The following is a 22537-nucleotide window of genomic DNA, read 5'->3' on the forward strand; positions in this document are numbered from 1 at the left end:
TACTGAACAGATTCGGCCGCATCCGGCCTAGACTCCCCGCCATGAACGCCCTGCCCTTCCTCCACACCTTGACGTCCCGCCCCGGCGGTTGCACGCCTGCGTGGGCGCGGATGACAGCGGCGGCCCAGCAGACGCCCGCACATTCCTGAGCCCGGCGGTCCGCCTCTTTCCCCCTCTCTCTTTTCAGCGCAAACCATCGACCGCCGGGCACCTGCCCCGCGCGGCTGCGCCCCCGTCATCCGGGGTCGCGTTCGACTGGAGTGCGTCATGCATCATCATCAGGTTCAGCGGGAGCACGCCCTTCCCGGAGGCGGCGTCGCATCCAGCACGCCGTCCTTTCAATCCATCCTCGCCGTCACCGACCTGACGGCGCGCGGCAACCGCGCGGTCGAACGCGCCGCCCTGCTCGCGGCCGAACACGGCGCGCTGCTGAAGCTCGTGTACGCGCCCGCGGACCTCGCGCCGCTCGCGCACGCCGAGGCGGCCACCGCCCTCGCGGGGCTGGCCCGCGCCATGGCCTCGCGCTTCGATGTGCTGGTCAAGCAGGTCGCGGGACCGGGCGGCGGCCTTGCACAGATCGTGGACGAGGCGCGCTACGTCGACCTCGTGGTGCTGAGCCACGAACGCGACCGCTCGCCCGCCGCCTTCTTCACCGGCCAACCCGTGGAGCGCCTGCTGCGGCAGCTGCGCTGCCCGGTGCTCGTGACGCGGCTCGACACGCGCCTGCGCTACAGCCGCATCCTCGTGGCCGTCGACTTCACGCCCGCCTCGCGCGAGCTCGTGAGCCTGGCCCACGGACTGGACCCCCACGCCGCGCTGGAGCTGTTCCACGCGCTCAACACGATGCACGAGAGCAAGCTGCGCTACGCCGAGGTGTCCGAGCACGCCATCAAGACCTACCGCCACGACAGCATGCGGCAGGCGCGCGAGCGGCTGTTCTCGCTCACCGACTCGTCGAGCGCGCGGCGCAACCGCGTGCTGTCGGCCATCGGCCGCGGCGACCCGGCGCGGCAGGCCACGGTGCAGCAGCAGCACGCGCGCGCCGAGCTGCTGGTGGTCGGCAAGCGCCGCGCCCATCCGCTGGCCGACTTCCTGTTCGGCAGCGTGGCGCAGCGCGTGCTGTGCTGGGCCACGGGCGACGTGCTGGTCGTGCCCGCCGACCGCCGTGCCGACACCCCGTCGCTCGTCATTTCGAGGAAGCTGCAAGATGTTCGCTGAAGACCCGCTCACCAAGTACCCGCTGCGCCAGTCGCTGCTGCCCGGCGCCGAAGGCCTGGCCGTCTTCGCCCAGCGCGGGCCGGTCGACTGGCTTTCGCGCCCCGACCAGTACGTGTTCATCTGCGAAGGACGCGGCGGCCGGATCTACGCGGCGAACGAGGCCGCGCTCGAAGAGGCCCAGCAGCTGATCCGGGACGCGCACGGCGACCAGGTCGTCTCGCGCGAACCCGAGATCCACACCTTCGTCGATCCCGCGCTCGACGCGGTGGTCGAGCCGATCATGTTCCTGCGCCTGAAGAGCCCGCGCGCCTACGCCACCGTGCTGCGCGACGAGCTCGACCGGCGCCGCGCGGACGTGAAGGAAGAAGACCTGCAGCGCCACGACGTCGTGATCCGCGCCGAGGTGCGGCTGGCCGACCTCATGGGCTACGCGAAGTCGGCGCTGGCGATGTCGAACGGCTCGGCGGTGATCTGGAACTGGCTGCTGCGCTACGGGATGGCCTGAGGGCTGCGGCCGGGCGCCTTCTCCTCCCACAAACCCGGTAGCCGGATTTCGGCCGGCGCGGCTAGATTTGCGGCATGGCCGACAACCCGCTGTTCCTCTTCTTCACGATGACCGAGAAATTCTCGGACCACCTGAACGCGACCGGTGCCTATCCGGAGAAGTTCGTGCTGAACCTTGCGCAGCACGACACCTACCTGCGCGACGTGGCGCTCTTCAACGCGGGCCGCCAGCGCCCCCTGGACCCGGCCTTGCACATGGGCATCCGCATCGAGATCGATGCGGCCTCGCCGGGCGTGATGGTGGCCTCCGACGGCACGCAGGTCCTGCTGCTGGGGTAGCGCTGCGCTTGAGTTTCCGCAGCCGGGGAAGGCGCGGATCGGTCAATGACCGGACAGGGCGCCCGATCAAAACCGGCGCACCGCCAGGCAAAGGCGGCTGACGAGATCCTCCGCAGAATCGGACTCCCCTCGGAGCGACGCGCATCGCCAAGCGTCGATCGAAGTCCAAATGAATCTGAATCTGGGAACTGCTGCGTTCTTCACGGCGCTGGCGGAGTTTGTCCTTGCCGCCGGCATGCTTGCGCTGTGGGCGAAGGGACGCGCGCGCTATTTGCTGGTCTGGGGCGTCGGCTTCCTTGTCTTCGGGATCGGCGCTTTGCTGCTCATCCTGCGGGACAGGATCCCCGACTTCTTCTCCATCCTCCTCGGGAATTTCCTCACGACACTGAGTTCGGTCCTGTTCTACGTGGGCATCTGCCTGTTCTTCGATCGGCGCCACGCGTGGCTGCCCTGGATGGCAGGAGTGTTGGGTCTTGAAGTGGCCTTGCTGGCCTGCTTCTCCTATGTCACGTACGACACCTCGGCGCGTGTCTACGTGTACGGCGCGGCCCAGTCGGTGATCGCCCTGATGACCCTTCAGGCACTGTGCACGATGGGTCGTGGGCGCGGGGGAAACAGCAACCCCGAAGTGGTCGTCGTCGCCTTGCTGGCGTTGCTGGTTCATGGTGCACGCCTGGTCGGCACGCCCTTCTTTCCCGTGCCACAGGATTTTCTGGCGTCGGGCAATTTCCAGACCCTGTTGGCCTTCGGCTTGAAGTTGACCCACATCGGCTACGCGCTCGCGTTCGGCAACATGCACGCCGCCGCCTTGCATGCCGATCTGCGCGCGGCCCTTGCCCACATCGAGGCCAAGGCCCATCAGAAAGTCGAGATCCTGGGCTACATCGGCCACGACTTGCGCGCACCGCTTGCGACGATCGGCGGGTACGCGTCTCTCCTGCTCGCCGATGCGCACGACACGCAGCGCAAGCATCTGCTGACCATCCAGCGCAGCGTCAAGTACCAGCTCCACCTGATCGACGAACTGCTGGAGTACGCCAAGGCAGAGCTGCAACCGCTGACGGTCCACCCCGTCACCACCGACCTGCCGCGCCTGCTGGACGACATTTCCGACTACGCCGTCGCCCTGTGCGCGCAGCGCAACAACCGCTTTCGCTACCGCCCTTCCGAGCGAATGCCCCGAGAGATCGGCCTGGACGGAAAGCGCATGCAGCAGGTGCTGCTGAACCTGCTGTCCAACGCCGCCAAGTTCACGCGCGACGGCGTGGTGACCTTGTCGGTCACGGCCCGGCCCGAGGGGCGCGCCTGTGTCTTGAGCTTCGCGGTCAGTGACACCGGGATCGGCATCGACATGAGCCGCAACATCGACATCTTCGGCGCCTTCCAACAGATGCACCCCGCGAGCGGCAGCACGGGACTGGGCCTGTTCATCGCGCAGCGCATCGTCTCGGCCATGGGCGGAACGCTGAGCGTGGCCAGCGTGGCCGGTCAGGGTGCGACGTTCTCCTTCACGCTGTCGGTGCCGGTCGATGCCTCCGACGCGGACTGGCCCGTCGTCGCGCAGCGGGAGACCACGCCTGGCGAACCATCACCGGCGCCCGCGATGCCCCGGCATGCCATGCCGGAGGATCGTGCACTGGACGAACTCGCCAGCCTGGCGCTTCAGGGCCGCGTCACGGACATCGAGCACTGGATCGCACGCCACGCCGACGAAGCCGCCTACGCGCCGTTCCTGACTCTGCTTGTCGACCTGCTCGAGCGGTTGGACCTGCGCGGGATTCACGCGCTGGTGAACCGCCCCGCCCAATCCTAGATGTGCAGCGCGGCCAGCGCGCCGATCGCGACGCCCGCGACGGCCACGCCGTACATGGCGCGCTCCAGCCATTTCTTCCGGGTGAGCAGCGCAATGGCCGCCAGCGCAATGGAGACCTGCAGCACGGTGGTGGCCTGCGCCCAGCGGTGGTGCTGGTGCATCTGCGTCTCGGATTGCGCGTCCCAGCGGCTGGCCTCGTCCTCCAGCTTCTTGGCGGCGGCCTGGATCTCGGTCTTTTCCTGCTCGTAGCGAGTGACCTTCACCTGCCAGCCCTGGCGACGGCCGTCGTCGGTGGCGGTGTCGCGTGCGAACTCCGCCAGCGCCTGCTTGGTACTCTTCGACTGGAAGTAATTCCACTGGTTCGAAGCCTCGGTCTTCTTGATGGCCGCGTTGTTCTTGTAGAGGCCGGCGTTGGCCTGCGTGGCCCCGCCCATGTACGCGAAGATCGCGCCCGCCGTCGCAATGGCCGCGGTGCTCACGGCGATCTTTCCGGTCGTGCTCATGCCCTTGCCTGAGGAGGCGGCACCGTCATGGCCGTGGCCGTGGCCGCCGGAGGCGGCATGTTCGAGTTCGTGATCGTGCGGACCATGCACGTGAAAGCCGTGTCCTGACATGAAGTTCTTCTAGGCGTTGTTGTTGGAAATCTGGAGGGCGCGCGAGTATGCCCGGACTTCATGCGTCGATGGCTCGGGGAAAGTCCTGTCGACCCTGCGGATGCGCAGGGCTCGCAGGCAACCGCCGTGAGCGCGTGGCTGCGCTCCGGAAACGTGGTGCGCTCAGGTCAGCCGCGCGTGCGTGCGAGCCGGGCCTGGCAGCAGATCACTGATGCCAGGCCCGGCAGATTCGCAGGGATCGACGTTCCCAAGGTCAGTCGCGATCCTCGTAGTAGCGGCGGTGCTGCTCGCGCTCCCATTGCCGGCGACGCCATTCACGGCGCTCTGCGCGGCGTTCCTCCCAGCGTTGCGCGCGACGTTCTTCCCAACGGGATTCAGGCTCGTAGTAGACAGGTGCCGGGGCGGAGTAGACCGGCTGTGCGGGCTGGTAGTAGGTCGGGGCTGGCCTCGAATAGACAGGCGCCGGCTCGTAGTAGACCGGTGCGGGCTCGCTCACGACCACGCCAGGCAGGTTGACGCCAATGGACCAACTGGTGGCCGCACTGGCCGATGCAGCGGTGAACAAGGCTGCGGCAGCAACGAGACCTGCGAAACCCAGCTTGAGAGTGGCTCGGGGAAAAGTCATTTCATCTCCTGGAGGGCGAGAAATAGCCCTGATGCACAACCAACGCCTGGCCTTGCGGCGCCGCGTACATCGCCACGGTGAAGAACGTTCCCAAATGTCACGCTGCCGGCTGGTCGAGGTGGGGTTGGTCGGAATCCCTGGAACAAGTGCCCATCCGCGCCCAAGCCCCGGAGCAAAACAAAAAGCCCCAGTAGCAAAACTGCTACTGGGGCTTGTGTTTGGCGGAGTGGACGGGACTCGAACCCGCGACCCCCGGCGTGACAGGCCGGTATTCTAACCAACTGAACTACCACTCCTGGTAGACAACGTTCGTTCCTTGCGGAACCGAGTGTTGACGACTCGTGCCGACTTCACCGAAGTGAAACTGGCGACCCTACGGGGATTCGAACCCCGGTAGCCACCGTGAAAGGGTGGTGTCCTAGGCCTCTAGACGATAGGGTCAAAACCTTGGACGTGCTGCGATCAGCATCTCTAACCTACTCGACACTTTGATGGTGGAGGTAAACGGGATCGAACCGATGACCTCTTGCATGCCATGCAAGCGCTCTCCCAGCTGAGCTATACCCCCGTGTGGGTGTCGAGCCTCGAATTATAGCCCGATTTTTCAGGCCTTTTTCAATCGCTCGATAACTTTTTCGCGGGAAAAAATTTCGAGCACTGAATCGAGGGACGGTGTCTGCGATGTTCCCATCACAAGCACTCGTACTGGCATCGCTAACACGGGCATTTTCAGCGCGTATGTCGCGAGGACTTCCTTGATCATAACTGCGATTTCGGCCCTCTCCCAAGCGACCGTCATCAATTTTTCAACGAGTGTTGCGATCGCGGGCTTCACTGCATCGGTGATGTGCTGCGCGCGGTCTGCATCGCTCACTTCGATGTCCGCATAGAAGGCCGCAGCCCAACCAGCGAGCGCCACAGTCGTATCGCAACGGTCCTTGAAGAGCGCGCAGATCGCAGGCAAACGTGCGTCGGCGACGATGCCGCGCTTTTGCAACTGCGCTGCAACAAGCGGTGCAAGCTCCTCGCCGCTCTTGGCCTTGATGTACTGCGCATTCACCCATGCGAGCTTGGCCGCGTCCCACTGCGCGGGGCTCTTCGACAGGTGCGATCCGTCGAACCAGCTCACCATCTGCTCGCGCGTGAAGAGCTCGTCGTCGCCGTGGCTCCAGCCCAGGCGCGCGAGATAGTTGAGCATGGCTTCGGGCAGGTAGCCGTTGTCCTCGTAGGCGGTGACGCTCACCGCGCCGCGGCGCTTCGACAGCTTCTGCCCGTCGTCGCCGAGGATCACGGGCACATGGCCGAACTGTGGCAGCGGTGCGCCGAGCGCGCGGAAGATGTTGATCTGCCACGGCGTGTTGTTGATGTGCTCGTCGCCGCGGAACACGTGCGTGATGGCCATGTCCCAGTCGTCGACCACCACCGCGAAGTTGTAGGTGGGCACACCGTCGGGCCGCAGGATGATCAGGTCGTCGATCTCGCGGTTGTTGATGGTGATCTCGCCCTTGACGAGGTCATTCCACGTCACGTCGCCTTCGGGCGGATTGCAAAAGCGCACCACGGGCGGCACGCCTTCCGGCACGGGCGGCAGCACCTTGCCGGGCGCCGGGCGCCAGCGGCGGTCGTACAGCGTCTTCTCTCCGCGCGCGCGTTGGGCTTCGCGCATCTCGTCGAGTTCGGCCGGCGTGCAGTAGCAGTGGTAGGCGGTGCCGGCCGCGAGCATCTGCGCGATGACTTCGCGGTAACGCTCGAGGCGCTGCATCTGATAGATCGGGCCTTCGTCGTAGTCGAGGCCGAGCCAGTGCATCGACGCGAGGATCTGGTCGGTCGAGTCCTGCGTGGAGCGGGCCACGTCGGTGTCCTCGATGCGCAGCACGAACTCGCCGCCGTGGTGGCGCGCATAGGCCCACGAATAAAGTGCGGTGCGCGCCGTGCCCAGGTGCAGGAAGCCGGTGGGAGACGGTGCGATGCGGGTGCGAACTTTGCCGGTCATGAAATGAAAAATCAGGAAGTCAGGGTGCTCAGGCCGCGCGAAAGGTCGGCCGTGATGTCGTCGATGTATTCGAGGCCGACCGCGAGGCGGATCAACCCCTGGCTGATGCCGGCAGCCTGGCGCTGCACTTCGGTCAGGCGGCCGTGCGAGGTCGTGCCGGGGTGCGTGATGATGGTCTTGGTATCGCCCAGGTTGGTGGCGATGCTCACCACGCGCGTGCTGTTGATCACGTGGAAGGCGTTGGCGCGCGCGGCGTCGGGCGTGTCGCCGACCACGTCGAACGACACCACCGCCCCGCCCTGCCCCGACTGCTGGCGCATCGCGAGTTCGTGCTGTCCATGCGAGGCAAGACCGGGGTAGTACACGCGCGCAATGCCGGGCTGCTGCTCGAGCCACTGCGCCACGGCCAGCGCATTCGCGCATTGCGCCTTCATGCGAATGCCGAGCGTTTCCATGCCCTTGAGCACGACCCACGCATTGAATGGCGACAGCGCCATGCCGGCGGTGCGCACCACGGGGCCGAAGACATCGACGATGAGCGTCGACGGACCGCAGATCGCGCCAGCCATCACACGGCCCTGGCCGTCGAGGTACTTGGTGCCCGAATGGATGATGAGGTCGGCGCCCAGTTCGGCCGGGCGCTGCAGGATCGGCGTGCAGAAGCAGTTGTCGACCGCGAGCAGCGCGCCCACGCCATGGGCCAGGTCGGCCAGGGCCTGGATGTCGCAGACTTCCGTCAGCGGGTTGGTCGGCGTCTCGGCAAACAGCAGCTTGGTGTTGGGCTTGAGCGCGGCGCGCCACTCGGCCACGTCGGTCTGCGAGACAAAGGTGGTCTCGACGCCGAACTTGGCGAACTCCTTGCCGAACAGGTTCAGCGTGGAGCCGAACACCGAGCGCGAGCAGATCACGTGGTCGCCGGCCTTGAGCAGGCCCATGCACATCATGAGGATCGCGCCCATGCCGGTCGAGGCGCCGATGGCGGCCTCGGTGCCTTCGAGCGCGGCCAGGCGCTGCTCGAAGCTGGCGACCGTCGGGTTCGAGGTGCGCGAGTAGGTGAAGCCGGCCTCGGTGCCGGCGAAGCGGCGGGCCGAGGTCTCGGCGTCGGGCTGCACGAAGCCGCTCGTGAGGAACAGGGCCTCCGAGTGCTCGCCGTGCTGGCTGGGCGCCAGGCCGGTGCGCAGCGCGAGGGTGTCGCGGTGCAGGCCGGGTGGCAAGGTGCGTTCGTCTTGGCTCACGTCGGCCCTCTCTTCTTTCTCTTACTCGCTGGGGTTCGGCAGGGCGAGGCGCGAAGCGTCTTCTTCGTTTTCCTCGATGCGCGGACGGTTGCCGTTCATGCGCGAGATGGCTTCGGTGTCGATGTCACCGGTCACGTACACGCCGTCGAAGCACGAGGCGTCGAAACCGGCGAGCTTCGGGTTGAGCGAGCCGATGGCGCGCTTCATGGCATCGACGTCCTGGTAGATCAGCGCATCGCAGCCGATGAGCTCGCGGATTTCCTCGACGGTGCGGTCGTGCGCCACGAGTTCGTCCTTGGTCGGCATGTCGATGCCGTAGACGTTGGGGTAGCGCACCGGCGGCGCGGCGCTGGCCAGGTAGACCTTGCGGGCGCCGGCGTCGCGCGCCATCTGCACGATCTCGCGGCTGGTGGTGCCGCGCACGATCGAGTCGTCGACCAGCAGCACGTTGCGGCCCTTGAACTCGCTGCCGATCACGTTGAGCTTCTGGCGCACCGACTTCTTGCGAACGCCCTGCCCCGGCATGATGAAGGTGCGGCCGACGTAGCGGTTCTTCACGAAGCCTTCGCGGTAGGGAATGCCCAGGAGGTGCGCGAGCTGCGTGGCGCTCGGGCGGCTCGATTCGGGAATCGGGATGATCACGTCGATCTGGTTCGGCGGCACGGTCGAGACCACGCGCTTGGCCAGCGTTTCGCCCAGGTTCAGGCGTGCCTGATACACCGAGATGCCGTCGAGCACCGAGTCGGGACGCGCGAGGTACACGAACTCGAAGATGCACGGGTTGAGCGACGCGCCCTCGGCGCACTGCATCGAGTGCACGTTGCCCTCGAGATCGATGAACACGGCCTCGCCCGGCTCGATGTTGCGTTCGAACACGTGGCCCGAGCCTTCGAGCGCGACCGATTCGCTGGCCACCATGACGGTGCCGTCGGCGCTGCGGCCCATGCACAGCGGGCGGATGCCGTAGGGGTCGCGGAAGGCCAGCAGGCCGTGGCCGGCGATCAGCGAGACCACGGCGTACGAGCCGCGCAGGCGCTTGTAGACGTTCTTGACGGCGGCGAACACCTCGGCCGGGTGCAGCGGCACGCCGCGCGAAGAGCGCTCGACTTCGTGGGCCAGCACGTTGAGCAGCACTTCGGAGTCGCTCTCGGTGTTGGTATGGCGGTGGTCGGTGGAGAACAGCTCCGCACGCAGGGCGTGCGCATTGGTCAGGTTGCCGTTGTGCACCAGCACGATGCCGAAGGGCGCGTTCACGTAGAAGGGCTGCGCCTCTTCTTCGCTGTAGGCGTTACCCGCGGTCGGGTAGCGCACCTGGCCCAGGCCCACGTTGCCGGGCAGCGCGCGCATGTTGCGGGTGCGGAACACGTCGCGCACCATGCCCTTGGCCTTGTGCATGAAGAACTTGCGTTCCAGCAAGGTCACGATGCCGGCCGCGTCCTGGCCGCGGTGCTGCAGCAGCAGCAGCGCGTCATAGAGCAGCTGGTTGACGGGTGCGTTGCTGACAACGCCGACGATTCCACACATGAACGATTCCTCTCAGGGCAGGTAGCTTGCCAACTTTTCAGGCAGCGAGGGTTTGAGGCCCTGCAATGCCGCATCGAGAACAATGGCGCTGCGCGATTCGTGCCACCAGGCACTGTCGCTCAACGCCAGCAAATGAACAACGACCGCCAGCACGAGCAGGGCCACCGCCCCCCGTGCCGCGCCGAACGCTGCTCCCAAAATCCGGTCCACCGGCCGCAGGCCGACCGCGGCGATCAGCTTGCGCGTGAGGGCTGCCGCCAGCCCCACGCCGAACGCCACCGCCACGAACACCAGCACAAAGGCCAGCGGGTAGCGCCAGGTGGCCTGCGGGTCGCCGAACGGCAGCCAGGCCGCCGCGTCGGAGGCCACCCACTGGGCCACGATGAAGGCGGCCACCCATCCGATCAGCGAAATCACTTCGAACACCAAGCCGCGCACCAGCCCGAACAGCATCGACAGCACGATGAGCGCGATGGCGATCCAGTCGAGCAGGGCCACGGCAATGAACTACAGGCAGCGGGCGACGGCGGTGCTTACAACGTGAGGATGGCCGCGGCCAAAGACAAGCCCTTGACCCGGTCCGCGGCCTTCTCGGCCTCGGCACGCGAGGCGAACGGCCCGACGCGCACACGCGTGCGTTCGCCGTCGGTCGTCTTGGCGACGTGCACGTAGGTCTTGAGGCCGGCGCGCTCGAGCTTCTGGCGCACTTCGCGCGCCTTGTCGGCATCGGCAAAGGCGCCGACCTGCACGACGAAGCGGCCGTTGTCGTCGGCGGCCGGCTTGGGTGCGGCGGCGGGCGGCTTGCCTTCGAGCAGCGCGCGGGCGCGGGCGCCGTCGTCGGCGTTCGCGGCGGGCTTGGCGGGTTCCGGCTTCGGCTTGGGCTCGGGCTTCGGTTCGGGCTTTTTCGGCTCCGGCTTGGGCTCCGGTTTGGGTTCGGGCTTCGGCTCGGGTTTGGGTTCCGGCTTGGGTTCGGGCTTCTTCGGCTCCACGGCGGGCTTGGGCGCCGCCGGGGTGGCGGGCACGGTCGCGCCGGGCTCGATCACGGTGCCGTCGGCGGTCTCGGTGATCATGCCGCCGGCCGACGAGGCCGCGGCCACGCGGGAGCTGCCGTCGGACGACGAGGAAGGCGCGCTGCTGGTCGCGGGTGCCGGCGTGGCGGGCACGGGCAGCGGCTTGGCCTTGTTGCGGTCAGGGATCTCGATCGGGATGTCGACCGGCACGGGGCGCGGCTGGGTGTCGAACAGCAGCGGGAAGCCGATCACGCCGACCAGCACCAGCACCGCCGCACCGAGCAGCCGGTGGCGCGCACGCCGGCGCATGGATTCGACACTTTCCGCCGGCACCGCCGCGGGGGCGCTGCGTCCTTCGTTGCCTTGTGGGCCGCGCGCGCGGAACTTGAAAAACGCCATGAAGTTCGATCCCTGGAGGAGTGCAGCGAGGTGGTGCCCGATGGTGCCGGATGGGTGTGGACAGCCCGACGATCAGCCGCCTGGCAGCAGGTGTTTGGCTTGCAGCCGGGGGGTGCCGTTTTCGAGGACGCCACCCACGGTGAAGAACGATCCGAAGACCACGATTCTATCAGTGGCACCTGCCTGCTCGATGGCCGCGCGCAGGGCGTCCATCGGGCTCGCGTGCACGCTGCCGGAAGCGTCTTTGCGCGTGTTCTGGGCCTGCCACGCGGCCAGCAGATCGGCCGCCTTGGCGGCGCGCGGCGTGGGCAGGTCGGTGAAGTACCAGCGATCGATCAGCGGCCCGATGCGCGCCAGGATGGGCGCGAGGTCCTTGTCGGCCATGACGCCGAACACGCCGTGCGTGGTGGGCGAAAAACCCATCGCGTCGAGGTTCTCGGCCAGCGCCGCGACGGCGTGGGCGTTGTGCGCCACGTCGAGCACCAGCGTGGGCTCGCCCGGCACGATCTGGAAGCGGCCCGGCAGCTCGACCATCGCGAGCCCGTTGCGCACCGCCTGCGCCGTGATCGGCAGCTGCGGGCGCAGCGCCTCGAGCGCCGCGAGCACGCCCGCCGCGTTCAGCAGCTGGTTGGCGCCGCGCAGCGCCGGGTAGGCCAGCCCGCTGTAGCGCCGCCCCCGGCCCGACCAGCCCCACTGCTGCTTGTCGCCCGAGACGTTGAAGTCGTGCCCGAAGCGCCACAGGTCGGCGCCGATGGCGTTGGCGTGGTCGATGACGCTTTGCGGCGGCACCGGGTCGCTCACGATGACGGGCTTGCCGGCGCGCAGGATGCCGGCCTTCTCGAAGCCGATGCTTTCGCGGTCGGGGCCGAGGTATTCCATGTGGTCCAGGTCGATGCTGGTGATGACCGCGCAGTCGGCGTCAATGATGTTCACCGCGTCGAGCCGGCCGCCCAGGCCGACCTCGAGGATCGCCACGTCGGGCTTCTCCTGGATCATGCAATGCAGGATGCCGAGCGTGGTGAACTCGAAGTAGGTCAGGGCCATGTCGCCGCGGGCCTTTTCCACCACCTCGAAGCTTGCTATCAGTTTGGAAGCATCGACCGCTTCGCCCTTGAGCCGCAGCCGTTCCTCGAAGCGCACCAGGTGCGGCGAGGTGAACACGGCCGTGCGGTAGCCCGCGTGCGTCAGGATCGATTCGAGCATGGCGCAGGTCGAGCCCTTGCCGTTGGTGCCCGCCACCGTGATGACGGGGCAGTCGAAACGCAGGCCCAGACGCTGCGCCATTTCTTTGGCGCGATCGAGCCCGAGTTCGATCTTGTCGGGATGAAGGTGCTCGGCGCGCGCGAGCCAGTCGTTCAGGGTTTCCATGGAGGCCGGCATTGTCGCCGACCCGCCGCTCGCGGCATCATGGCGGCCATGACAACCCTATACGGCATTCCGAACTGCGACACCGTCAAGCGCGCCCGCGCCTGGCTCGACGACCATGGCGTGGCCTACGCCTTCCACGATTTCAAGAAACAGGGCGTGCCCGAGGCCGAGCTCGACCGCTGGCTCCAGGCCCCCGGCTGGGAGGCGCTGGTGAACCGCAAGGGCACCACCTGGCGCAAGCTGGACGAGGCCACGCGCGACGCGGTGGTCGACGCCGCCTCGGCCCGCCCCGTGCTGCTCGGCAACCCCAGCCTGATCAAGCGGCCGGTGGTCGATTGGGGCCCGAAGACGGGCGTAACGACTGGTTTCGATGCCGATAGCTGGGCTGTGAACGCCGTGTAAACGCCGGAACCCCGTCCCGCCGCCGGGCCTCCAATCGGGATCTGCAGGAGAGAACACCATGAACAGACACGTTTTTCGCATCCTCACGGGGCTGTCGGCGGCCGGCCTGCTGGCCACGGGCGCCAGCGTCGTGCAGGCCCAGCAAGTGGTCCAGGCGCGCGTGATTTCCGCCACGCCGATCCGCGAAACGACCGGCAGCGACGTCAGCTACAACGTCACCTACGAATACCAGGGCCGCCAGTACACGACCCGCACCACCAGCCGGCCGGGCGCCACCATTCCGATCCAGGCCAGCGCGTACGGCGTGACCACGTCGGGCGCAACCACCGCGCCGGTCCAGCCCCAGTCGCAATTGCAGCCCTACCCAGTCGAGGCCAACAACGGCCCGCAGTACCAGGAGCAGTACCAGCCGTACCCGCAACAGGGGCAGTACCAGCAAGGTGCCAACTCCCCCTGGGACAGCGTCGTACCCGAACCCGGCGTGGTGGTGTCCAACGCGCCCGCGCCGGTCTACGTGCAGCCGGCCCCGGTGTATGCCCCGCCCGTCTACGTGCAGCCCGCCTACACCTACCCGTATGCACAGCCCTACGTCTACCCGCCGGTCGGCATCTCGCTGAACCTGGGCTATTCGCGCGGCTGGGGCGGTGGCGGCTACTACCGTGGCTATCGCGGATGGGGCGGCCATCGCCACGGCTGGCGCTACTGAGTTCCCCCACGGCGGGCCGGCTCGCCCGAGCCCCTAAAATCGAGGGCTTCTCCAACCCCGGGGGTGCTGCTGCCGCGGCGCGTCCCTCGATCCGCCGAACGCGCAGGCGCCGGCGCCATCCATCCAATGACGACGACTACCGACACCATCAACAGCGCCGCAGTGGCCACCAAGGCCAATGTGTATTTCGACGGCAAGTGCGTGAGCCACAACCTCACCCTGGCGGACGGCACCAAGAAATCGGTCGGCGTGGTCCTGCCCTCCACCCTCACCTTCAACACCGGCGCGCCTGAAATCATGGAAGGCACCGGCGGCAGCTGCGAATACCAGCTCGCGGGCACCAGCGAATGGATCGCCTCGGGCCCCGGCCAGAAGTTCAGCATCCCGGGCAATTCGAGCTTCCAGATCCGCGTGAGCGGCGAGCCCTACAGCTACATCTGCCACTTCGGTTGAAACGGAACCCCTGACATGTCGACCATTCTCCAAAACGTTCCCGCCGGCCAGAAGGTCGGCATCGCCTTCTCGGGCGGCCTGGACACCAGTGCAGCGCTGCACTGGATGAAGCTCAAGGGCGCGGTCCCCTACGCCTACACCGCCAACCTCGGCCAGCCCGACGAGCCCGACTACGACGAGATCCCGCGCAAGGCGATGCTCTACGGCGCCGAGAACGCCCGCCTGATCGACTGCCGCGCGCAGCTGGCCAACGAAGGCATCGCCGCCCTGCAGGCCGGCGCCTTCCACGTGACCACCGCCGGCGTGACCTACTTCAACACCACGCCGCTGGGCCGCGCGGTGACGGGCACCATGCTGGTGTCGGCCATGAAGGAAGACGACGTCCACATCTGGGGCGACGGCAGCACCTACAAGGGCAACGACATCGAGCGCTTCTACCGCTACGGCCTGCTCACCAACCCCGCATTGAAGATCTACAAGCCCTGGCTCGACCAGGTCTTCATCGACGAGCTGGGCGGCCGCGCCGAAATGTCGGCGTTCATGCAAAAGGCCGGCTTCGCCTACAAGATGTCGTCCGAGAAGGCCTACTCGACCGACTCGAACATGCTGGGCGCCACGCACGAGGCCAAAGACCTCGAGCACCTGAACAGCGGCATGCAGATCGTGCAGCCCATCATGGGCGTGGCCTTCTGGAAGGACGAAGTCGAAGTCAAGCGCGAAACCGTCTCGGTGCGCTTCGAGGAAGGCGTGCCCGTCGCGCTGAACGGCGTGCGCTACACGAACCTGGTCGAGCTGATCCTCGAAGCCAACCGCATCGGCGGACGCCACGGCCTGGGCATGAGCGACCAGATCGAGAACCGCATCATCGAGGCCAAGAGCCGCGGCATCTACGAGGCCCCCGGCCTGGCGCTGCTGTTCATCGCCTACGAGCGCCTGGTCACCGGCATCCACAACGAAGACACCATCGAGCAGTACCGCGACAACGGCCGCCGCCTGGGCCGCCTGCTGTACCAGGGCCGCTGGTTCGACCCGCAGGCCATCATGCTGCGCGAAACGGCACAGCGCTGGGTGGCGCGCGCCATCACGGGCGAAGTGACGGTCGAGCTGCGCCGCGGCAACGACTACTCGATCCTGAACACCGAATCGGCCAACCTCACGTACAAGCCCGAGCGCCTGAGCATGGAAAAGGTCGAAGGCGCGTTCACGCCGCTGGACCGCATCGGCCAGCTCACGATGCGCAATCTGGACATCGTCGACACGCGCGAAAAGCTCGCCATCTACACGCAGGTCGGCCTGCTGTCGTCGGGCGAAGGCGCCTCGCTGCCGAAGCTGGCGAACGACGGCGACGCCAGCTGATCGATCCCTTCGCTGCCCTTGCCAACCGCAAGGGCAGCAATGACAACGGGCCCCTCGGGGCCCGTTTTTCTTTGGAAAGTGCACCCGGCGTCAGTCGCCGCCTCCTCCGCACCCGCCACCGCATCCACCGCCCCCATCGGACGCGCCACCCCCGTCGCTGGAGCCGCCATCGCCGCTTCCGCTCGCCTCGCTGCCGCCGAAGCCTCCGGCATCGCCCGAGCTGCCGCCGTCGGACGACGAATCGCCGAAGCTCGTGCCGCAGTGCGCGTCAGAGCCGATTTCTCGCTCGACCGCCCGGCAATCGGGGATGTAGTGAAAGCCGTCCGCAATCGCAAACTTGATGTCCAGCGCAAACAGCAGCGGCAGTCGCGCCGGATTGCGCGGGTCGATGCTTTCTTCCTTGCAGGCCCAGTACCAGGTGCGGCGCAGGCCGTCGTTGCGCCGCGCGTCCTGGCCCAGTACCTCGGCCGGGCTGTGGTGCAGCAGGCGCCCGAAGGCCGCCTGGCACCAGGTCTGGTAGCCCTGCGTGTGCAGGATGAACTCGTGCCAGGCCGTGTCGACCACCCGCGAGGGCATGGCGACGAACTTGAGGTTGCTGCGCAGGTACGCCATGAAGAACTGCCGCAGCCCGCGCAGCACCAGCTCGGCGTCGCGTCGGCTCAGTTGCGGGTGCGCCGCACGGAGCTTGCCGATCAGGAACGGCGGCAGCCGGGCCTCGCGGATGAACTGGCGGCGCAGGCTGAGTTCGATCTGGCTCAGGAGCACCGCGAAGGAGAAGGCCGCGAGGATCAGCAGCACCGACCCCCACCAGCCCGCCCGCACCAGGAACACCGAGGCGATGCCCGCCACGATGACGGCAAGCTGCGCCCAGCCCAGCACGGCGATGCGCCGGCGGTAGTTCAGGTGCAGGAAGTCGAGATCCACCGCGTCAGACCACCACGGGCTCCGGCTCCAGCCGGATGCCGAAGCGCTCGTACACGCTGGTCTGGATCGCCTTGGCCAGCGTCATCACCTCGCCGCCCGTCACCGGGTTGGCCGAGCCGCCGCGGTTGACCAGCACCAGCGCCTGCTTTTCGTACACGCCGGCGTTGCCCACCGACTTGCCCTTCCAGCCGCAGGCGTCGATGAGCCAGCCGGCCGCGAGCTTGATGCTGCCGTCGTCCATCGGGTAGTGCACGATCTTGGGGTCGCGCGCGATGATGTCGGCGCACTGCTCGGGCGTGACCGTCGGGTTCTTGAAGAAGCTGCCGGCGTTGCCCAGCACGCGCCAGTCGGGCAGCTTGGCGCGGCGGATGGCGCAGATCCACTCGAAGATATCGACCGCGCTCGGTGTGAAATTGGCGGTTTCTTCCATCTTGCGTTCAAGGTCGAGGTAACCGACCACCGGTTTCCACGGTTTGGGCAGCCGGAAGCGCACCCGCGTGATGACCGCCCGGCCCGCCAGGCCGAAATCGTTCGGGCCGCTGCGCACATGCTTGAAGACCGAATCGCGGTAGCCGAAGGCGCACTGCGCCGCGTCGAGCGTGAAGGCGCGGCCGGTTTCGAGGTCGAAGGCGTCGAGCGAATCGAAGCGGTCCTGCAACTCGACGCCGTAGGCGCCGATGTTCTGCACCGGCGCGCCGCCCACGGTGCCAGGAATGAGCGCCAGGTTTTCCAGCCCCGGGTAGCCGCTGCGCACCATCCATTCGACGGTGTCGTGCCAGGTTTCGCCGGCGCCGGCCTCGACGACCCAGGCGCGCGGCGTCTCTTCGACCAGCCGCCGGCCCTTGATCTCGACCTTCAGCACCAGCGGCTTGACGTCGCCCGTGAGCACGATGTTGCTGCCGCCGCCGAGCACGAAACGGGGTTCGTCGCGCCAGGCCGGATCGGCGTGCAGCGCGGCCAGGTCGGCCTCGCTGGCGATGCGCGCCAGGTGCTGCGCGCGCGCGACGATGCCGAAGCTGTTGTAGGGCTGCAGCGGGACATTGGACTCCACGATCATGGGAGAATTGTCGCATTCAGTACCCGTGCGTCCAGGAGAGCCTATGCCGTCTTTCGATACCGTCTGCGAGCCCAATCTGCCCGAAGTGAAGAATGCGGTCGAAAACACCGCCAAGGAAATCGGCACGCGCTTCGATTTCAAGGGCACCGCCGCCGCCGTCGAGCTCAAGGACAAGGAGATCACCATGATCGGCGACGCCGAGTTCCAGCTCGTGCAGGTCGAGGACATCCTTCGCAACAAGCTCACCAAGCGCAGCGTCGACGTGCGCTTTCTCGACAAGGGCGACGTCCAGAAGATGGGCGGCGACAAGGTCAAGCAGGTCATCAAGATCAAGAACGGCATCGAGACCGAGCAGGCCAAGAAGATCACTCGCATCGTCAAGGACAGCAAGCTCAAGGTGCAGGCCGCGATCCAGGGCGATGCCGTGCGCATCACCGGCGCCAAGCGCGACGACCTGCAGGCCGCCATGGCCCTCATCAAGAAGGACGTGCCCGACATGCCGCTGTCCTTCAACAACTTCCGCGACTGACCCGCGCATGAAGGCGCTCCTCGTCGCGGCGCTGTGGGCGGCCGCGGCCATGGCGGCGCACGCCGCCGACTCGGTCACGCTGACCGGCTCCATCGGCAGCCGCGCCATCCTCATCGTGAACGGCGCGCCGCCCAAGACCGTGGCGGTCGGGGAGACCTTCCAGGGCGTCAAGCTGGTGTCGCTGCAGGCCGACCAGGCGGTGGTCGAATCGGCGGGCAAGCGCTTCTCGCTGCGCATGGATTCGCCCGTGAGCATCGGCCGGGGCGGCATTGCCGGCAGCGGCGGCAACCGCATCGTGCTGCAGGCCGACAGCCGGGGCCACTACATGACGCAGGGCCAGATCAACGGCCGCGCCGTCACCTTCATGCTCGATACCGGTGCGACCACCATCGCGCTGTCGGCGGTCGATGCCCAGCGCATCGGGCTCGATTACAGCAAGGGGCAGCTGGTGCAGATGCGCACGGCCAACGGCAACGCTGCGGGCTACAGGCTGCGGCTGCAGAGCGTGCGCGTGGGCGACGTCGAGGTCTACGACATCGACGCCATCGTCTCGCAGCAACCCATGCCCTTCGTCTTGCTGGGCAACAGCTTTCTCAACCGCTTCTCGATGCGGCGCGATGCCGACGAGATGATTCTCGAGAAGCGGTACTGAGACCGCTCCCGATCCGGCCTCAGGCCTGCGCGGCCGTGACGACGATCTCGATCTTGTAAGCCGCGCTGGCCATCTTGGCCTCCACGGTCGCGCGCGGCGGCGTGTTGCCGGCCGGAATCCACGCGTCCCACACCTCGTTCATGGCGCCGATGTCGCCGATGTCGGCCAGGAAGATCTGCGTCATGAGGATGCGCGACTTGTCGCTGCCGGCCTCGGCCAGCAGGCGGTCGACCATGCCGAGCACCTGCGCGGTCTGGCCGCGGATGTCCTGCGTGGTGTCGTCGGGCACCTGGCCCGCGAGGTAGATGGTGCCGTTGTGCACCGCGGTCTCGGACAGACGCGGGCCGACGTGGAAGCGGGTGATGGATGCCATGGTGAGTTCAAGCCTTTTTCTTCGAGCCGAGTTTCGACTCCGTGCCGGCCGCGAGCCGGCGGATGTTTTCGCGGTGCCGCCAGATCAGCAGCAGACTCATGATGATGATCGCAATCAGCACCGTGCGGTCGAGTGGCCACGCAATGTTTCCACCCAGCAGGTAGTAGGCCGGTGCGAAGAACGCTGCCACCAGCGACGACAGCGACGAATAGCGGAAGAAGATCGCAATGATCAGCCAGGTCGCGCCCGTGGCCAGCCCCAGCCAGGGCGCGATGCCCACCAGCACGCCGGCGGCCGTGGCCACGCCCTTGCCGCCCTGGAAGCCGAAGAACACCGGGTACAGGTGGCCCAGGAAGGCCGCCAGGCCCGCCAGCGCCGCCACGCCCTCGCCCAGCCCCCACTGCGCGCCGAACTGGCGGATCAGGAACACCGGCAGCCAGCCCTTCGCCGCGTCGAGCAGCAAGGTGGCCAGCGCCGCGCCCTTGTTGCCCGAACGCAGCACGTTGGTGGCACCGGGGTTGCCGCTGCCGTAGCTGCGCGGATCGGCCATGCCGAGCGACTTGCTCACGATGACCGCAAACGACAGCGAACCGATCAGGTACGACGCCACGATGGCAAGGAGGGAAGGCAGATCGAAACTCAAGGCGGGTCTCCGGGGAACGGATTGTTGTTGTGCGCCGCCGGCCTGCATGCCCGGCGGGAAAAAGCAAACGCCGGCTATTCTGCCAGCGCGCACTGCACGGGCTTGGCGCCCAGGAGCGTCACGCACACCTGCGGATCGATGCCCACGAGGTAGCCGCGCCGCCCGCCGTTGATCGCGACCTTCGGCAGATCGAGCACGCTCGACTCGATGTAGACCGGCATCTCGCGCCGCGTGCCGAAGGGCGAGGTGCCGCCCACCATGTAGCCGCTGTGGCGCTGCGCCACCTCGGGCTTGCAGGGCTCGACCGACTTGGCGCCGATCTGCCGCGCGAGGTTCTTGGTCGACACCGTGCGGTTGCCGTGCATCAGCACGATCAGCGGCTTGGCGTCCTGGTCCTGCATTACCAGCGTCTTGACCACGGTGAACGGGTCGAAGCCCAGCACCTGCGCGCTGTGCTGGGCGCCGCCGTGCTCCTGGTACTCGTAGGGGTGCTCGGTGAAGGCGACCTTGTTCGCCCGCAGCAGCTGGGTGGCGGGCGTCTCGGAAACGTGGGCTTTCTTGCTCACTTGCTCACTTGTTCGGGTCAGGCGGCGGGGTCGCGGATGTCCAGGCGGATCTTGTCGATCTCGGCCAGCACCTCGGCCGACAGCGTGGTGCCGTAGGCGTCCAGGTCTTCGTCGAGCTGCGCCACCGAGGTCACGCCGATGATCGTGCTCGCCACCTGCCACTTGGTGTAGCAGAAGGCCAGCGCGAGCTGCGTGGGGCTCAGGCCGTGGTCGCGTGCGAGCTGGTTGTAGCGCCGCGCCGCGCGCAGCGCGTCGGGCTTGCCCCAGCGCTGCTTGCGCACCGACTCGTAGCTCGAGATGCGCGCACCCTTGGGCGCGTCGGGGCCTTCGATGCCGCTCTGGTCGTATTTGCCCGTCAGCAGGCCGAAGGCCAGCGGCGAGTACGCCAGCAGCGACACGCCGAGCCGGTGCATGGTCTCGTCGAGCGCGTTCTCGTGCGCGCGGCTCACCAGGTTGTAGACGTTCTGCACCGACACCACGCGCGGCAGCCCGTGCTGCTCGGCCAGCCGCACGAACTCGTGCACGCCGTAGGGCGTCTCGTTCGACAGGCCGATGGTGCGCACCTTGCCAGCCTTCACCAGCTTGCCCAGCGCCTCGAGCTGGTCGTGGATCGGCGTCTGCGAGGTTTCCTTCTCGGGGTTGTAGTGGATGTTGCCGAACACCGGCACGTGGCGCTCGGGCCAGTGGATCTGGTACAGGTCGATCACGTCGGTCTGCAGGCGGCGCAGGCTGCCGTGGCACGAGGCCTCGATGTCGGCCGCCGTCATGCCCGTGCCTTCGCGCACCCAGGGCATGCCGCGCGAGGGGCCGGCCACCTTGGTCGCCAGCGTGATCTTCTGGCGCGTGCCGGGGTTGGCCGCAAACCAGTTGCCGATGATGGTTTCGGTCGCGCCGCAGGTTTCCTTGCTTGCCGGCACCGCGTACATCTCGGCCGTGTCGATGAAGTCGACGCCGCGCTCGAGCGAACGGTTCAAGACGGCGTGGGCGGTGGGCTCATCGACCTGCTCGCCGAAAGTCATGGTGCCGAGGCAGATCGGGGTGACGTGGAGGTCGCTCTGACCGAGTGGAATCTTTTTCATGCGCGGAATGCTAGCGCGCCCGCGCGGCAGGCGCAGCCCCGGCCCCGAGAAACCGAGCGCCGCCCTGTCCTGTGGCGGACTGCGCGCGGCGCGGCCTCTCCGTATCATCGAGCGCCATATGTACCAAGCCCTCCGCCCCTCGCGCAGCGAATTCGTGCCCGTGCGCAACCTGAACTACCACGTCCGCCTCTGGGGGCAACCGTCGAGCGAGCGCCCGCCGCTGGTGCTGGTGCATGGCTGGATGGACGTGGCGGCCTCCTGGCAGTTCGTGGTCGATGCGCTGAAGGACGACCGCTTCATCATCGCCCCCGACTGGCGCGGCTTCGGCCTCACCGACGGCGGCGGCGTCGACAACTACTGGCTGCCCGACTACCTGGCCGACCTCGAATGGCTGCTCGACCACTACGCCGGCGAAGGCGACGATGCCCGCCCGGTCGACCTCGTGGGCCACAGCATGGGCGGCAACGTCGCCATGCACTACGCGGGCGTGCGCCCGGCGCGCATCGGCCGCCTCGTCAACCTCGAAGGCTTCGGCATGCCCGCGCGCCAGCCCGCCGAGGCGCCCGCGCGCTACGGCCAGTGGATCGACGAGCTCAAGGGCCTGCACCGCGGCGAGAAAGCGCTCGCGGGCTATTCGGCGGTGGACGGCGTGGCACGCCGCCTCATGAAGACCAACCCGCGCCTCACGCAGGACAAGGCCGACTGGCTGGCCGGCCACTGGTCGGCGCCGCAGGCCCAGCCCGACGGCAGCACGCGCTGGCAGATCCTCGGCGAGGCCGCGCACAAGATCGTCAACGCCAACATCTTCCGCGTCGACGAAACACTGGCGCTCTACGCGCGCATCACTGCGCCGACGCTGATGGTCGAGGCCTCGGACGACAGCCTGCACAGCTGGTGGAAGGCGCGCTACACGCTCGCCGAGTTCCACGAGCGCCTGAAGTCCGTGCCCTCGGTGCGCATCGCGCAGCTCGACGACGCGGGCCACATGCTGCACCACGACCAGCCGCAGCGCGTGGCGCAGCTGATCGAAGACTTCCTGGCCTAGGGCCTGTTCACCCTATTTCTGGCGTCGCGAAGGTCTGCCACGGCGGGCCAATCAAGGCGCGTGACGCCGCGTGTGCATGCGCACACGCAAGGAGCGCAACGCCGAGTGGC

The 22537-nt window shown here is 67.4% G+C and carries 25 protein-coding genes and 3 tRNA genes; 11 read left to right on the top strand and 17 right to left on the bottom strand.

All coding sequences use genetic code 11. The annotated features are described in order from the left end of the window. Positions 1–267 precede the first annotated feature (267 nt). The 4 genes from VBO01S_RS02355 (at position 268) to VBO01S_RS02370 (ending at position 3874) form a co-directional block, all read left to right on the top strand. Positions 268–1218 (top strand): universal stress protein, encoded by a 951-nt coding sequence (locus tag VBO01S_RS02355; protein WP_062469930.1) that lies wholly within the window; start codon positions 268–270, stop codon positions 1216–1218. Continuing rightward, positions 1208–1723, top strand: coding sequence for a hypothetical protein (locus VBO01S_RS02360; RefSeq protein WP_062469933.1), 516 nt, complete (start codon positions 1208–1210; stop codon positions 1721–1723). The genes VBO01S_RS02355 and VBO01S_RS02360 overlap by 11 nt, the downstream gene beginning before the upstream one ends. Positions 1724–1797: 74 nt before the next feature. Next, positions 1798–2061 (top strand): hypothetical protein, encoded by a 264-nt coding sequence (locus tag VBO01S_RS02365; RefSeq protein WP_062469937.1) that lies wholly within the window; start codon positions 1798–1800, stop codon positions 2059–2061. A 169-nt stretch (positions 2062–2230) separates the two neighbouring features. Further along, entirely contained in the window at positions 2231–3874 is a 1644-nt protein-coding gene (locus VBO01S_RS02370; RefSeq protein WP_062469940.1) for an ATP-binding protein, read from the top strand. Here VBO01S_RS02370 and VBO01S_RS02375 read toward each other — a convergent pair. The 11 genes from VBO01S_RS02375 to folC form a co-directional block, all read right to left on the bottom strand. Further along, positions 3871–4488: a DUF4337 domain-containing protein gene (locus tag VBO01S_RS02375; RefSeq protein WP_062469943.1), complete on the bottom strand. Its 618-nt coding sequence runs from the start codon at positions 4486–4488 to the stop codon at positions 3871–3873. The genes VBO01S_RS02370 and VBO01S_RS02375 overlap by 4 nt on opposite strands. Positions 4489–4741: 253 nt before the next feature. Next, the gene (locus VBO01S_RS31620; RefSeq protein ID WP_070062418.1) at positions 4742–5113 is read right to left on the bottom strand and encodes a hypothetical protein; all 372 of its coding nucleotides are present in this window, start codon (positions 5111–5113) and stop codon (positions 4742–4744) included. Between the two features lie 219 nt (positions 5114–5332). Further along, positions 5333–5409: transfer RNA gene (locus VBO01S_RS02380), tRNA-Asp, on the bottom strand. Positions 5410–5478: 69 nt separating this feature from the next. Continuing rightward, a tRNA-Glu gene (locus VBO01S_RS02385) sits at positions 5479–5554 on the bottom strand. Between the two features lie 51 nt (positions 5555–5605). Next, positions 5606–5681 (bottom strand) — tRNA-Ala (locus VBO01S_RS02390). Between the two features lie 36 nt (positions 5682–5717). After that, positions 5718–7106 carry a glutamate--tRNA ligase gene (gltX, locus tag VBO01S_RS02395; protein WP_062469945.1) on the bottom strand — a complete coding sequence of 463 codons (1389 nt, stop codon included), beginning with the start codon at positions 7104–7106 and terminating at the stop codon, positions 5718–5720. Positions 7107–7117: 11 nt separating this feature from the next. Next, positions 7118–8341 carry an O-succinylhomoserine sulfhydrylase gene (locus tag VBO01S_RS02400; protein ID WP_062469948.1) on the bottom strand — a complete coding sequence of 408 codons (1224 nt, stop codon included), beginning with the start codon at positions 8339–8341 and terminating at the stop codon, positions 7118–7120. A gap of 21 nt (positions 8342–8362) precedes the next feature. Then, the gene (gene purF, locus VBO01S_RS02405; protein WP_062469951.1) at positions 8363–9865 is read right to left on the bottom strand and encodes an amidophosphoribosyltransferase; all 1503 of its coding nucleotides are present in this window, start codon (positions 9863–9865) and stop codon (positions 8363–8365) included. A 12-nt stretch (positions 9866–9877) separates the two neighbouring features. Next, positions 9878–10363, bottom strand: coding sequence for a CvpA family protein (locus VBO01S_RS02410; RefSeq protein WP_062469954.1), 486 nt, complete (start codon positions 10361–10363; stop codon positions 9878–9880). Between the two features lie 35 nt (positions 10364–10398). Next, positions 10399–11274 (bottom strand): SPOR domain-containing protein, encoded by an 876-nt coding sequence (locus VBO01S_RS02415; protein WP_062469956.1) that lies wholly within the window; start codon positions 11272–11274, stop codon positions 10399–10401. Positions 11275–11346: 72 nt separating this feature from the next. After that, positions 11347–12654: a bifunctional tetrahydrofolate synthase/dihydrofolate synthase gene (folC, locus tag VBO01S_RS02420; protein ID WP_062469959.1), complete on the bottom strand. Its 1308-nt coding sequence runs from the start codon at positions 12652–12654 to the stop codon at positions 11347–11349. A gap of 36 nt (positions 12655–12690) precedes the next feature. Here folC and VBO01S_RS02425 point away from each other — a divergent pair, with 36 nt between their 5' ends. The 4 genes from VBO01S_RS02425 to argG all read left to right on the top strand — a co-directional run bounded on the left by VBO01S_RS02425 (position 12691) and on the right by argG (position 15559). Beyond that, a complete protein-coding gene (locus VBO01S_RS02425; protein ID WP_062469960.1) occupies positions 12691–13044 on the top strand; it encodes an ArsC family reductase in 354 nt (117 codons plus the stop codon). A gap of 58 nt (positions 13045–13102) precedes the next feature. Further along, positions 13103–13750 carry a hypothetical protein gene (locus VBO01S_RS02430; protein ID WP_062469961.1) on the top strand — a complete coding sequence of 216 codons (648 nt, stop codon included), beginning with the start codon at positions 13103–13105 and terminating at the stop codon, positions 13748–13750. Between the two features lie 126 nt (positions 13751–13876). Beyond that, the gene (ppnP, locus tag VBO01S_RS02435; RefSeq protein WP_062469962.1) at positions 13877–14203 is read left to right on the top strand and encodes a pyrimidine/purine nucleoside phosphorylase; all 327 of its coding nucleotides are present in this window, start codon (positions 13877–13879) and stop codon (positions 14201–14203) included. Positions 14204–14218: 15 nt separating this feature from the next. Continuing rightward, positions 14219–15559: an argininosuccinate synthase gene (argG, locus tag VBO01S_RS02440; protein ID WP_062469963.1), complete on the top strand. Its 1341-nt coding sequence runs from the start codon at positions 14219–14221 to the stop codon at positions 15557–15559. Between the two features lie 90 nt (positions 15560–15649). On the opposite strand, the gene VBO01S_RS02445 is transcribed toward argG, so the two are convergent. Both VBO01S_RS02445 and murB read right to left on the bottom strand, forming a co-directional pair. Continuing rightward, positions 15650–16483, bottom strand: coding sequence for a glycine-rich domain-containing protein (locus VBO01S_RS02445; protein ID WP_062469964.1), 834 nt, complete (start codon positions 16481–16483; stop codon positions 15650–15652). A 4-nt stretch (positions 16484–16487) separates the two neighbouring features. Then, a complete protein-coding gene (gene murB, locus VBO01S_RS02450; protein ID WP_062469967.1) occupies positions 16488–17540 on the bottom strand; it encodes a UDP-N-acetylmuramate dehydrogenase in 1053 nt (350 codons plus the stop codon). Between the two features lie 43 nt (positions 17541–17583). On the opposite strand from murB, the gene VBO01S_RS02455 reads away from it, so the two are divergent. Both VBO01S_RS02455 and VBO01S_RS02460 read left to right on the top strand, forming a co-directional pair. After that, a complete protein-coding gene (locus VBO01S_RS02455; RefSeq protein WP_062469970.1) occupies positions 17584–18069 on the top strand; it encodes a YajQ family cyclic di-GMP-binding protein in 486 nt (161 codons plus the stop codon). A 7-nt stretch (positions 18070–18076) separates the two neighbouring features. Beyond that, positions 18077–18721 carry a retropepsin-like aspartic protease family protein gene (locus VBO01S_RS02460; protein WP_062469972.1) on the top strand — a complete coding sequence of 215 codons (645 nt, stop codon included), beginning with the start codon at positions 18077–18079 and terminating at the stop codon, positions 18719–18721. Between the two features lie 19 nt (positions 18722–18740). On the opposite strand, the gene VBO01S_RS02465 is transcribed toward VBO01S_RS02460, so the two are convergent. The 4 genes from VBO01S_RS02465 to VBO01S_RS02480 form a co-directional block, all read right to left on the bottom strand. Further along, positions 18741–19094: a RidA family protein gene (locus tag VBO01S_RS02465; RefSeq protein WP_062469975.1), complete on the bottom strand. Its 354-nt coding sequence runs from the start codon at positions 19092–19094 to the stop codon at positions 18741–18743. 7 nt (positions 19095–19101) lie between these two features. Then, positions 19102–19737 (bottom strand): glycerol-3-phosphate 1-O-acyltransferase PlsY, encoded by a 636-nt coding sequence (plsY, locus tag VBO01S_RS02470; RefSeq protein WP_062469978.1) that lies wholly within the window; start codon positions 19735–19737, stop codon positions 19102–19104. A 74-nt stretch (positions 19738–19811) separates the two neighbouring features. Then, positions 19812–20303: an aminoacyl-tRNA deacylase gene (locus VBO01S_RS02475; RefSeq protein ID WP_062469981.1), complete on the bottom strand. Its 492-nt coding sequence runs from the start codon at positions 20301–20303 to the stop codon at positions 19812–19814. A gap of 17 nt (positions 20304–20320) precedes the next feature. After that, a complete protein-coding gene (locus VBO01S_RS02480; protein ID WP_062469984.1) occupies positions 20321–21382 on the bottom strand; it encodes an aldo/keto reductase in 1062 nt (353 codons plus the stop codon). A 118-nt stretch (positions 21383–21500) separates the two neighbouring features. Here VBO01S_RS02480 and VBO01S_RS02485 point away from each other — a divergent pair, with 118 nt between their 5' ends. Beyond that, positions 21501–22427, top strand: coding sequence for an alpha/beta fold hydrolase (locus VBO01S_RS02485; protein WP_062469987.1), 927 nt, complete (start codon positions 21501–21503; stop codon positions 22425–22427). The last annotated feature ends 110 nt before the right edge of the window (positions 22428–22537 follow it).

The sequence above is a fragment of the Variovorax boronicumulans NBRC 103145 genome (genome assembly GCF_001591345.1).
In the GTDB taxonomy this organism is placed as follows: Bacteria; Pseudomonadota; Gammaproteobacteria; order Burkholderiales; family Burkholderiaceae_C; genus Variovorax; species Variovorax boronicumulans.